Here is a 13,274-nt window from a genome sequence, read left to right on the forward strand (position 1 = left end):
TTTCGTATGTATCTTGCAAGTGACTGTAGTGTAAAAACCTTTCCTTCCAATTATTATATAACTCAGACTATTTTATCTAAACTTTCCTAGTTTAAAATAAAGATCAATAAGTAACTAAAAATAGAAGAAATTTTACTTGTACAATTATATAATATCTAAGTAGTCTACTTATTTGCCGAGTTTACCTGATATACAAATATAGATGTAATCAAGATTGACATTTTTGATCCAATATTATATTATTATCGGGAAAATCAAAGGCTATAATTCTATCCGAAAGTCCGAATATATAGGTTACACAAATTGTACCCTGGCTTTGAGGGATAAAAGCTATGTGGGGGAGGGGAAATGAAAATCAAATGCAAGTTATGTTCAATAGCTTTAACTTCAACAGTATTAGTTTTTATATTTTTAGCTTTAATTTCAACTTTAGCATCAGCGGCACAGGTGACGAAAATTGGTAGTGGGTCTGATCCTGCTATTTATGGTAACAAAGTAGTATGGACAAATAGTGGTGTTATAAAGGTTTATGATTTGACCGCCAGAACAGTCACTACAGTTAATTCTTCTGCAGCATCTTATCCGGCTATTTACGGCAATATATTAGTGTGGCATGACGAAAGCAGCAAGACGCCAAGGCTTGCAGTATACGACATGTCAACAGCCGCAAAAACTTACATTACACAGAATGTAGATCAATCCAGCAGACCTGCCATTTATGGCAATAGGATCGTTTGGAGTGCAGATTACAATGAATCAAATTACAATTACAACGTATATATGCGTGATATCTCAACTTCCAAACAAACTAAAATTGCAAATGGAAACAGTCCTGACATATACGATACCAGGATAACATATGGTTACGAGGATGCAGATGGGAGAACCATAGCTGTTTACGATATTAATACTAAGGAAACTATAAATGTACACTCTTCTAGCCAGATATTTAGTCCCCATATATATGGTAATAAAGTGATATGGTCAAACTTCTATTCCAGGGACGGATTTATTGAAATGTATGACCTTATTACCAAAAAAACCATAGATGTTACCAGTGATAATACAGGTAATACTTTATATGGACCTGATGTCATAGCTGATGCGGGAGATGACACAGGTACTCATATTGACATAAACGGAGACAAAATCGTATATTCAAAATCTGGCGATGACCAGTTTGGTTATGCAGGTGTATACGTTTATGATATTCCTTCAGCAAAAAGCACTCCAGTTTACATTTATCCAAAAGAAACTTACACTACACCGGACGTGTACGAGAACACTATTGTATGGGGAATAGATAGTAACTATGGCAGGGGGGAGACTGAAGATAGCGACAATAATGGTATCTATTTAAGTGATCTTTCTGCCATAAACTCCCTACTACAGGTAGCTGAATTTACTGCCAATGTAACTTCCGGAACTGCACCTTTAGTTGTGTTATTTACTGCCAACGGTATTGATGGAGGTTCGGCTTCATGGCTCTGGGATTTTGGGGACGGAATTACCTCTAAACATGAAATGAAGGCAACGCACACATTTACCAAACCTGGCACATATGACGTTACTTTAAAGGTAACCGGTGCCACTGGCAATATTTCTATAGATAAACTGGGTTACATTAGGGTCACGAATTCTACTACTCCAGACCTGGGGATTCCGGTTGCAAACTTCAGTAGCAGCGTTATCGAGGGGTATGCTCCCCTAACGGTACAGTTTACTGATCTTTCTCAGAATGCAGTCTCAAGGGTATGGGACTTTGATTCTGACGGAAAGGCTGACTCCAGTGACCCGAATCCCATTTATATATATTCAACCCCTGGTACATATTTCGTTAACCTGACAATCTATAATGCAAACGGTTTCTCTTACCTTATTAATACAATAACTGTACTGGAAAGCAATTCCAGCGACGACAGTAACTCAAGCAGTGACGGAAACAGCAAGAGCGGTGGTAGCAAAAGCAGCGGTAGCAAAAGCAGTGGTAGCGGAGGAGGAGGTGGCTCTCCTGAGCCTGCAAAAAACATTGAAGTAAAGGAACTTTCACAGGTGTTCATTACAAATGGAAAAGAGGTAAAATTTGATTTTACTAAGAATGCAACCTGCGTTGTTTCTGTGAACTTTGATGCAAAAAAGACTCTGGGTAAAACCACAACCATTGTAGAGATGTTGAAAGGAAAATCTTCCCTGGTTTCCGAACTGCCTTCTGGAGAGGTCTACAAATCCTTTAATGTTTGGGTTGGGAATGGCGGAATTGCAACCTCAAAGAACGTAGAAAACCCGACCGTTTGTTTCAAGGTTGAAAAATCCTGGATAGAGAATAAAAAGATCGATCCAGCTTCAATCACCCTTAACAGTTATAGCGAGAAAAAATGGGGGCAGCTGGAGGTAGAAACATCCGGAAAAGATGATAAATTCCTGTATTTCACGGCAAAAACTCCGGAATTCTCTTCCTTTGCAATAACAGGCACAGCAAAAAAAATCTCTGATGAAACTGTGACAGAATCCCAGCCTGAGACAGAGATAGGAGCAGTTAATAATAATGTAAACGAAAACGAGACTGGGAACGAAGGAATGGAAGCTGAACAAAAAGAAATTCAGGGTACGTCTGGATTTGAAATAGGCTTAGGAATAGCTTGTATCCTTGGCTTATTCCTTTATAAGCGGAAGCACTAAAGCAGAATTCCAAAATTCGATATGTAAACAACAGATGAGAGGATTAACCTCTCTTTTTTTCTTTACTCTTCTTTACTCTTCCTTACTCTTCCCCATTTTTCCTTATTCTTTCCATGTTTTTCCAATTTTATCTCATTTTACTAATTTTATACCAATTCCCTTAAGATAATTCTTAATGTCGTGGTAGACACTGCAAATATCACAATTTAAATTAGGAGCATGCAGGCCAGGTCTTATTTTAATTGCGTCCTGTTTTTCAGGATGGAAATATAGTTTTTCCTTCATGCTTAAATGGATATGAATTAAGAGAAAAGTATGTGAGAAATTAAGTGAATCGGATGAAGCAGGTAATCAATCCAAGGAAGTAATCAACGAAAGTAATGAATCTAAACATATTTATAAAGCTTTATGTGATATTATTAGAAGTTACGAAGGTTCAATGACCTGCCCAAAAAAGAATGTGCTGATGTTCTTAGTGAGTATCTTGAGAATAATGGATGGGATACCAGTGTTGAAGTAAAGACCTTCGTAGATTATGGTACAAGAGAGTATGCAGTTATTGACATTGATGATGAAGGTGAAGTATATGCTATTATGGAGAATTGGCTATGAAACTTAAACTACTAAGTATTCTTTTTGTTGCTATGCTCGCAATTCCATCGGCTTCAGCTACGGAAAATTATGTAACTCCTACAAAAGAGCAAGTCACCCAGATCATGCTTGATTACAACCTCAGCAGCCAAAACAATTCCTATCAACTAGCCTGCGAAATCGGTCAATATGTTTCAGAAGAGTATAGTTGGAATTGTGATATAAGAGAACTTAATTTCACAAAACATGCTCCGATTTATATCAATGTCTTCTATCCAGCAGCCGATAATAATAAAGGATATGAGGCATACTATGGCTGGTTCGGACCCCAACGGAAGGAAGTAACGGCCTTTTATGACAAGAATAAAACCATGTGGTATAAAGACTGGGGATCTTCTAAGAAGTTTGACTGTGGTATTATTGGGGTTACTAGTTATAACATTGTGAAAAGTTATTTTGGGGATGCATCTGAACAGACAACAGAACCTGTGCCGCCAGATTCAGACAGTACACAGCCTATTGAGAAGAATGACTCTGGAGTACAGAATATTGTAAATGGATCTGCCAATACTGTGAATAATCAAGGTATTATCAATACGATAGAACAGTACTGGTTCGATTTTAGGAATGCAAATTTGTCGAATATAACTTTTAATTTTTTCGGGGGTAATTAAAGCCCCTTTCTTTTATTTGCGCTTTAGAACCATTTCTTGAATGGATAGTAATCACCAGTTTACTATAACTCTTATTTCATACCAGTCCCCTGAAGATAATCCTTGAGGTCGCGGTAGAAACCGCAAATATTGCAGTTGAAATCGGGAGCATGCAGGCCAGGTCGTATTTCAACTATGTCCTGTCTTTCAGGATGAAAATATAGTTTTTAACCTTGGAACTCATTTGAGTAAAAAATAAAAATTTAATAAAAAAAAATAAATGTCTTTATTAATTTTCGAAATGAAAAAACGAATTCTGTGAAGCAAAAAACAAAGAGTTGAAAGTGAGAAAAGCTAAACACTGCTGTTATAAGAGATATTGACATTAGAAAAAATAAATATTTTTTCGGGAAAAAGGAAGCAAAACATGAAAGAACTCCATAACTGGATCAAAGCGAAAACTCTAGTTCTTACTCACGGAGATTCGGATGGTATATGCTCAGGTGCGATTGCAAAAACCGCTTATCCGGATGCATATGTGTATTTCACGAATCCTGTAAACCTTCTTGAAAAATTAGGGCTTATAAAAAATGTGAAAACCCTTATTATTTGCGATATTGCAATCGATGAAAGGAACTGCTCTGAACTTCATGCAGCACTTAGAGGATTTGCGGAGAAGTGCAACCTTTACTATATTGACCACCACCCTCTCCCGAAAAGCTGTGAAAAAGAGAGCTGGTTCTACCATGATATCGAAGCTTGTTCCGCAGAGTTGACCTACAGGCTCTTAGAGGATCGCCTGGACAGAGATATGCGTAGGATAGCAATCTATGGAGCGATTGGGGATTTTTGTGACAACACTCCATGTTTAAAGAGCTGGGTCAAAGATTGGGATAAAAGGAATCTTTATTTTCAGGCCGGAACCCTGACCCAGGCCATCCTATATAAAGGAAGGGATTACGAATTCAAAAGGAAACTTCTTGAACCCCTCTCAAAAGACATAATCCCTTCAAATATTCCGGAACTGCTTAAGCTTGCCAGGGAAGCTGCAATTAACGAGGAGAGATTAAGGCTTTTTGTTAAATATAATGTGGAAGCTCTTAAAAATAGTGCATATATTGTAAATACAAATAACTCTATTTCAAAGGCAGCGATCTACGCAGCTTCTTACGGCAGGCGGGAAGTAGGGATTGCAGCCGAATTCCGTGAAAGAAAGGGAGCTTATGACCTCAGTATCCGCTCCAGGGGAGAGGTCGACATAAACAATATTCTCCGTTCAGTCGCACCAAGATTCGGAGGAAGCGGCGGTGGACATCCCCTTGCGGCAGGCGCTCGAATTCCTGAAGATTCCCTTAACGCATTCCTCAAAGCTTTTGATAAGGAACTGGGAGAAGCACATGGGTAAAAAACCGGAGCGCTGCTTGACTAAAACCGTTGATTCGCAATCGTCTAACCGGTTTATCACACCGCTGCATGGGATTTTCGATCAAGTCTTTTTTGAAAAGGCTTGCAAGCAAACAGTTTTTTGAAAAGGCTTGGAGGTAAAAAACAATGGAAACCAGTAAGACTGCAGCTGAAAGCGGGGTAAGTTTTGAGATTATTTTTGTAGGCCGTTCAAACGTGGGAAAATCCTCGTTGCTAAGGGAACTCTTCGGAGCGAAAGTAAGGGTTGGAAAACGTCCTGGGGTTACCTTACGCCCTGCGCATGTCCAGGTCTCGAACCTGCTTATTACGGATATGCCTGGCTTCGGCTTCATGAGTGGAGTAAAAGACCGAAAGCAGGACATCGTAAAAGACAAAACCGTGCACTATATCGAAGACAATGCCGAAAGGATCCAGCTCGGGGTGCTTGTAATAGACAGCCCGTCTTTCCCGCAGATAGTAGACCGATGGGACTCAAAGGACCAGATTCCAATAGATGTTGAAATGTTTGATTTCCTCAGGGAAGTCGGGATTGACACCATTATTGCTGCAAACAAGATGGATAAGGTAAAAGAAAGCGATTATGATCCCCTTCTTGACGAGATTACAGTTCGACTCGGGCTTGAACCTCCCTGGCAGAACTGGAGGCATATAATAGCTCCTATCAGCGCCAAAAAAGGAGACATAAAAGCTTTAAAAGGTCTGCTTCGGGACAGGCTGCATGAAATGAAAAGAGATGACCTGTTCAAGTATGTTTGATTTGAAAAAGCTCGTCACAAGGCATATCGTCATAAGGCATAATTGCCATGTAAATTCGCGTCTGAGTGGATCTTATAATACTCAAAAAGCCTTTCTCCCCGCTCAATAGCTTTTGGATCAGAGCTAAACAAACCTGTAGTTATGTCATATTCAGTGCCGCTTTTCTTGTATTTAAGGCCAGGCATTTATCCGTAACAATTAGCCCCATTTTAAGGTCTTCATTCTTAGATTTTAACTGAAAATTTTTATAATTTTTCAGTATCTTCAGTTTTTCTGCATAAGGCGACTGTTTTAATTCTTCTGCAACATGAAGAGGAACTATAAGCTCAACGGGGGTTCCTTCTTTAACTCTCTCCGAGATAGAATCAGCATAGTCTTCAGTTATTACGGATGATATGCCGTATATATAATCAGCATTTTTAATTATTTTTAACTGGTTGCTGTAGACATTATGAATTTTTGTCCTTTTATCATAGAGAACTTTAAAATTGTAAGGACATCCAATTTCTTTTAGCAATGGAATGGGAATTCCCTCTATGTAATGCGTAGACCAGAAATATTTGAATTTATTAACTGTCCCAACTGTTGCAAAAGAATCCGCAACTCCTGCGAGTTTTATCTAATAGTTTTATCTAATATCTCAAAGGACTATTAATATTAAGTAATACTATGCTAAAATGAAATCATAAATTAAGCATCTAGTTTGATAGTTTAATAATCTGGTTAAAACCTTTACAATTTATATAACTTATTTTACTAGTAATTAACGGAGTTCAAATTTACTCTACAGGATCCATTTGAACTATATATGCCCGGAGGTATAGGTGGGAAATTTTTCATGATGAAAAAATCTATTTATAAAATATTGTTTATTGTCGTTATTATTGTTTTTCTGATTATCGTAGTACCCTCAGTACTGTTTACACCTGCACACGTCAAGTCGAATATGTCAATTGATAATGAAACACCTGTTGAAGAACAACAGATAGCTGGTTTATTTATTGAATTTGAAAATGGGACTACTGAGCAGGAAGTTAAAACTATTCTTGAAAATTCCAATATACCTGTAAACTACAGTATAGATTACAATACTGACATTAGCTCAGGAAGGAACTATGCAAAAGTAGAAAAAGACAAAAAAACGGCTGTAGTAGATGAATTTAAGAAAGGAGAAAAAATTCCTGAACCTGATTTTCCTCCTGATATCAAAAAAGGGGATTATTACATAGTTGTATCCTCAATAGGTTTTGAAGACGAAAATTTTCTTAATGTGATGAAAAAAATAATCTTCAGGTGAAAATGACAACTATGTGTTATGTTTCTTTTGGAAATGAACCAAAAAATTGGATCCCAGAGAGTGACGCAATCAGGATAAGAAATGAGCTTGAAGCAAATGAAAAAGTCTTTATTGTAAATTTTGACGGTGCTGCATATTAAAAAGATAAGTAATGATTTGACTTCTAGAATGAAAACTAAAGCACTGGACTACGGATGACCTCTTTCTGCGAGGTGTAGTACAGATTATAAACAGAACTAAACATGAGGAATAAAGACTTCCTTTTAATATTTTTGACTATAAAAATTATTTGATTTTTGTGGGGGTCTAAATATTAAAAATCGCCAAAAAATATTCATCTTTTTAGGAATTCTAATACTGATTTTGCTGAATTATTTCGTCGTTTTCCCATATTTGTTAGTTGGCTCTCCTGAGCCTTTATTTTATATATAATAATGATCTCCAGAATCATGAGGTAACAGTTGAAGTATTTGATTCGTATGATGAATCTATATTCAAAGGAACTTATGAACTAGCTCCTGACGAGCGCATCGCACAGCCGAAATCATTATATGGCTATTGCTGAGATGGTCAATGCCATGGTCTAAAGGAAAATATACATATTTTGCAGAGGGGGAATATGAGTTTAAAGTTATTTTAAATGGCGAAACTACGGACACCTGCAGAACACTGCCACATGCCTGGAGTTCTGTAGTGATACATATAAATAAAACAAATAATTCTGATTCTCCAATGCGTATAGGAGTAATAACTGTGTAATCTGTTTTGTGACAAGTTGTATGTATGAGAGGTTCCTCGTCATTATTATCGGTTACAATGAACACAAGAAAGTAAAAGGGATAAAGTTAAGCGTTTTAGTAGGTTTGTAAGAATCTACCTTTCTATTTCTTCCATAAAATGTCAGTTAAAGACTGCCTTAGAAGCAATGTGTAAAAGAGTCTTGGGGTGGACTATTAGAGTCAAAACTTTGAAAGGGTTGAAGAAAAGGAAAAGCTGTGAAAAAACTATTTTTAAGTGAACAGTAGAGATTGAATTTTCTCACATCGATTGTCTAGTCTCTATGAGAATAGGGATAGTTTCACCTGATTCAGGTTTATAGAGAACAGTTTTACCTAATTCAGCGTACAGATATATAACTACTGTAGTTTTACGATTTGGAATTTCTACTTTAGTTGTATTTGTAATTTGTTTATCCATAGTTACCTTGAATGTATATTCTACATTTCCCCCACGGAATCGTACACCAAAAGGACGACGTTTCACCAAATCACTTTTACGCTCCAGAGTATGTGTTTCATTTATTACTGAGTTGTTATTTTTATCAAATACTTCAACTGTCACCTCATGACTCTTCATGTCATGGTTTTTTATTACAAAAAATGATGCTGCAGGTCCCATACACATTAATAAGCAAAGAGAAATATAGCTGAATAAAACAGTTACTAGTAGAAATCCTATGATAAGTAATTTTTTTCTTACGTTACTGACCAATTAAACCATCTCTGCAATCTTGTATTTCTACTAAACACTACAGAATTTTCAAAAACCTGATATTCTTCGCAGTTTCTCAGCAGTTTAAATTCAACCTTCTGAATTATTAACTGAAATATACATAGTTTTCAGGATGAGGGGGTGATCTATAATTATTAATTGTAGTCACAGAATAGAGTAGGCACTTGCAGTTTGTATTGCAAAAGCACAAACGAATACAAAAATTACTACTTTGTAACTAATTTTGTGTTTATCCAACTGTTTCGCCTCATTTACATTTTGAATCTTTGTGAAAATCTTCTAAGGTTATTATTCACAATTAAGAAAGTGCCAATAACATTATGTAAAAGTTTACAAAGGCATAATGATATAAACTGTATTCTTTTTAATAAATTTTATTTTTTTAAAAATTATTAATTTCTAAAAAATGTTTTTTACCTAAACGCATATGATATTCTTCGAATAATAGACACAAAGAAATGAAAGTACTCTACTTTACCCTTTTTTGACTATTGATCTCGTCATACCCTGGGTAGTAAAGTTGCTCTAATTTTGGTTTTTCAAACCATCGCTAAACTAATCAGTGAATTGCCATACAAGACTTAAATATGATAAGGAGCAGAAAATCAAAAGGAGCATTGGGGGCCAGTTTTGGTCCTTAATTTCATACTAAAGAAAAGATATTTGTTTCCAGCCAAAAAAGACAAAGACTTTAAACTGTACTAAAAAGAATCTTTAAAATTTCATGTGATTGCCGCAAAAAGAAACGGCAGCCACCACTATTACAACCTTTTCAACTGCTGGCTATATACCTTTCCAATTCTCTGTATCGTATCGGCTTCTTCGGGATCTTTATCGTCCCGGATACGAATAAAGCGAGGGAAACGCAATGCAAAGCCTGAATCATAATTGGGGCTTTTCTGGATTTCCTCAAAGGCGATTTCCAGGACTATTTTCGGCCGGATTGCAAATATGCCGCCTGCCTCTCCGCCTTCCATAAGCCCGGAAAGTATCTCTGTGAGTTCCTTTAACTGATCGTCGGTCAGGCCTGTACCCACTTTGCCGATCTGGAGAAAACGCAGGTTTTCTGGGTCATAACAGGCAACCGTATAAGAACCCAGGAGGTTGGCACGCCTGCCAAAGCCCCACTCGGCTCCTACGATTACAAGGTCAAGGGTTTCCATAAGAGGCTTTTTCTTAAGCCAGTTTTTGCCACGTTTACCAGGGGAATAAAACGAATTCGGATTTTTGACCATAACTCCTTCGTGCCCGGCATCTAAGGCTTCCTTATAGATCTTCTCTATAAGTTCGAGGTCTCCGGTTATCACCTGTTTGTCCACGGAGATGGATTTTGAATCCTCAACCGAGCTTTCCACGCAGGATTCAAGCGCTTTTCGCCGCTCAATCAGAGGCAGGTCTATCAGCGTTTTTCCGTTTAAGTACATTATGTCAAAAAGGTTTAGCTGAATAGGGATGCCAAGGGCTTTTTCTTCCACATCGTACTTGCGCCGGAAACGTTTAAGGATCTCCTGAAATGCCCTGGGCTTACCATTCTCGTCCACTGCAACAGCTTCTCCGTCAAGGATTGCGGATTCGGCCTTTACATGTTTGCGGACTATTTCTACAAGGTCAGGAAGGGAGTTTGTGACATTTTCAAGCTTTCGTGAAAAAAGCATAACCGAATCTCCGGCCTTGTGAACCTGGATTCTTGCCCCATCGAATTTCCATTCGATCGCAGCTTCCTTCATTTCCTTTATGTCAGCAACTATGTCAGGGCTGATCTGTGAGAGCATCATCTTGATCGGGCGTTTGATCTCAATCCCGAGACTCTCCAGGGCTTCCACCCCGCCCTCCTTGGCAGTTGCAGCGACTATCCCCAGGTCATTAGTAACCATAAAGGCGTGTTCAACCACATCCGCAGGCACGGAAAAAGCTTTTGCAATTGCATCCCTTACAACGCCTTCTCCGACGCCTATGCGAAGTTCCTCAAGCGCAAGTCTGGAGATATATTTTGCTTCCCTTGGAGTCGAGGAAGTAAAGAGAAACTGAAGATTCTTTATCTTAATGTCCTGTGAGCCTTTTCCTGAGGCTTCGGAGGCAATCTTAAAACGGTTATAAACTTCGGTTATTGAGAGTTCGGGCTGCTCTTCGAAGAAAGAGGAAAAAGTAACCTGATTTTTCCTTTTCTCCTTGAGGATCAGAAGGGCTGTGTCCCCTATATCTCCGGTAGTCCGAATAAGAGATTCTATACTTTTTACTGTCATTCCGGAGGCTTTGGAAAGTGAAACATACAGCAGGCTAGTGCCAATTCCCAATTGTTCTCCGCTCCAGGCAGGAAAAACCTCACTCATAATAAAATGAGTTGCAATGGGCAGCTCTTCAACATCAACCTTCTTAAGAAGGTCAGCAACCCTACTTGTAGTATCAATTGTACTCGAGATTTTTTCAATCGCCTGGCAGGTTTCTGCAAATTCCCTGAAACTTGTCATGATCAACGCAGCTTTTTAATTTTATTTTTCCGAATTCAGGGCAAAACCTGAATTCTTAACCTGAATTCTAACCTGAATTCTTAACCTGAATTCTAACCTGAATTCTTAACCTGAATTCTAACCTGAATTCTAACCTGAATCCTTAACCTGAATTCTAACCTGAATTCTAACCTGAATTCTTAACCTATCAATTTCCGTAAATTGCGATCAGATCGCTGAGAATCGCACTTGCAGTTTCAATTGGGCCTGCACCTTTACCCGTAACCGTAATTTCCCCCGCAAGTTCGGTTTCTACCGAAGCCACATTTAGCGTCCCTCCGACTGCAAGAGGATGGTTGATAGGTACAAGTCTGGGGGCTACATGAATTCTTTCCCTGCTGACTTCTCCTATAAGCTTGATCACATGCCCTTTTTCATAAGCCATCTCAAGGGCTTCAGGTGTAACTTTCGTGATTCCCGTAACCTCAACGTCATTATAAGTAGCATCAAGTCCGAAAATTGCGTTGGCAAGAATAACGAGTTTGCAAGCCGTATCAATTCCTTCCACATCATATGTAGGGTTGGTTTCAGCAATACCAAGCTGCATGGATTCGGCAAGAATGTCATTGTAACTTGCCCTTTCCTCCAGCATTCTTGTCAGGATATAATTACAGGTCCCATTTAGAATTCCTTTGATACTTTTAACCTTATTGCCTGCAAGCACTTCGTTTACTAGGTTGATAATAGGCATTGACCCACCGACAGTCGCTTCGAACCTGAAATGAGAACCTGCTGCCTTTGCGGCTTCCATGAGTTCTTTGTACTTAAGGGTAAGAGGCCCTTTATTGGAGGTAATAACATCTTTTCCGGTCTTGAAGGCCGCAAACATATTCTGCATACCTGCCCCGCCAGTTAGTATATTCGTCGGGGTAGTCTCGATTACAAGATCATGAGCTACGGATTGGATAACCTCGACTCCAGAGATATTTTCAAGAGCTACCGTCCTGTCTCTCCTCTTCCTGACAAGGCAGTCGGCAAGATCCACCCCTTTAGGATTAACAGTTGCGCCCTTTGAGTCCACAACAGCAACTACTTTTACTTCCAGCCCGATACTTTCCAGATACTCTTTTTTCATAAGGAGTACTTCAGCCACGCCCTGTCCGATTGCACCAAACCCGAGAATGGAACAGCACACTGTTTTCATGTTTTCAAATCTCCTAAAACTATTTTTCAGGCCTGGATATCAATTGGAAGAACCATAAGCAGGTCTTTTTTTGCCGAGACTTCTTTGAGAATGGCGAGTGCCTTGTGCAAATCCTCTTTACCGACAGCATCGATTTTTATGAGGGCTGAAGAGAGCATATTGATACCTGGCATAGAGAGGGAAAGGTCCACAACCTCAGCAAACCCTGTCCTGTCAATCTCATCAATCGTATCCTGGATCCCTGTATGGACCACGTGCCCTATGAGCACTACATTTATACTTTCCCTGAAACGGTGTTCACCGACTCTTACAACTCGAATCCCGTTTTCTTCAAGTTTAGCCTTTATTGTCTCAATGCTTTCAGGCCTTGTTTCAAGTACAAGCTTTACAGGTACTGTTTTTCGTGGGGTTCTCTTCTGGTGGTGATGTACTACTGTTATCAGGTTAGCCTTACATTCCGAAAGGGGCTGGAGGGCTAAAAGCATCTGCCCGGGTACATCTTTTAATTCAATGTCCATGGAAACTCGCATGTTGTCCCTCGTACATTTTTTAATAATCCCTTGTGCGATTTAAATAATAATTTAAATAATAATTTTACCCTTATACAATGTTCATTCACGCATTATTAAACAGCTTACTGTCAGGGTTGAGGTGGTATATCAGGATATCCGGCTTTAATCTAGCCATCTAGCCTCTGGAACCTGAATTTT

The 13,274-nt window shown here is 38.6% G+C and carries 9 protein-coding genes and 1 pseudogene; 5 read left to right on the forward strand and 5 right to left on the reverse strand.

Features of this window, described 5'->3' with window-relative positions; genetic code table 11:
- Positions 1-447 precede the first annotated feature (447 nt).
- The 4 genes from MSBRM_RS19210 to engB all read left to right on the forward strand — a co-directional run bounded on the left by MSBRM_RS19210 (position 448) and on the right by engB (position 6,104).
- Entirely contained in the window at positions 448-2,679 is a 2,232-nt protein-coding gene (locus MSBRM_RS19210) for a PGF-pre-PGF domain-containing protein (RefSeq protein WP_230669063.1), read from the forward strand.
- A 608-nt stretch (positions 2,680-3,287) separates the two neighbouring features.
- On the forward strand, positions 3,288-3,944 hold the full coding sequence (locus MSBRM_RS05430) for a hypothetical protein (RefSeq protein WP_048119155.1): 657 nt from the start codon (positions 3,288-3,290) through the stop codon (positions 3,942-3,944).
- A 406-nt stretch (positions 3,945-4,350) separates the two neighbouring features.
- Positions 4,351-5,328, forward strand: coding sequence for a DHHA1 domain-containing protein (locus MSBRM_RS05435; RefSeq protein WP_048119152.1), 978 nt, complete (start codon positions 4,351-4,353; stop codon positions 5,326-5,328).
- Positions 5,329-5,474: 146 nt separating this feature from the next.
- The gene (gene engB, locus MSBRM_RS05440) at positions 5,475-6,104 is read left to right on the forward strand and encodes a GTP-binding protein EngB (RefSeq protein WP_048119149.1); all 630 of its coding nucleotides are present in this window, start codon (positions 5,475-5,477) and stop codon (positions 6,102-6,104) included.
- Between the two features lie 139 nt (positions 6,105-6,243).
- Here the strand turns inward: engB and MSBRM_RS05445 are convergent, their stop codons facing one another.
- On the reverse strand, positions 6,244-6,621 hold the full coding sequence (locus MSBRM_RS05445) for a transcriptional regulator FilR1 domain-containing protein (protein WP_052712713.1): 378 nt from the start codon (positions 6,619-6,621) through the stop codon (positions 6,244-6,246).
- A 429-nt stretch (positions 6,622-7,050) separates the two neighbouring features.
- Here MSBRM_RS05445 and MSBRM_RS05450 point away from each other — a divergent pair.
- Positions 7,051-7,541, forward strand: a pseudogene (locus MSBRM_RS05450) (UPF0228 family protein).
- An 898-nt stretch (positions 7,542-8,439) separates the two neighbouring features.
- On the opposite strand, the gene MSBRM_RS05460 reads toward MSBRM_RS05450, so the two are convergent.
- The 4 genes from MSBRM_RS05460 to MSBRM_RS05475 form a co-directional block, all read right to left on the reverse strand.
- Entirely contained in the window at positions 8,440-8,742 is a 303-nt protein-coding gene (locus tag MSBRM_RS05460; protein ID WP_230629239.1) for a hypothetical protein, read from the reverse strand.
- Between the two features lie 932 nt (positions 8,743-9,674).
- A complete protein-coding gene (locus tag MSBRM_RS05465; RefSeq protein ID WP_048119144.1) occupies positions 9,675-11,381 on the reverse strand; it encodes an ATP-dependent DNA ligase in 1,707 nt (568 codons plus the stop codon).
- A gap of 187 nt (positions 11,382-11,568) precedes the next feature.
- Complete coding sequence (locus tag MSBRM_RS05470) at positions 11,569-12,564, reverse strand: homoserine dehydrogenase (protein WP_048119141.1); 996 nt, start codon at positions 12,562-12,564, stop codon at positions 11,569-11,571.
- A 26-nt stretch (positions 12,565-12,590) separates the two neighbouring features.
- Entirely contained in the window at positions 12,591-13,094 is a 504-nt protein-coding gene (locus tag MSBRM_RS05475; protein WP_048119138.1) for an amino acid-binding protein, read from the reverse strand.
- Between the last annotated feature and the right edge of the window lie 180 nt (positions 13,095-13,274).

It is taken from the genome of Methanosarcina barkeri MS (genome assembly GCF_000970025.1).
In the GTDB taxonomy this organism is placed as follows: Archaea; Halobacteriota; Methanosarcinia; order Methanosarcinales; family Methanosarcinaceae; genus Methanosarcina; species Methanosarcina barkeri.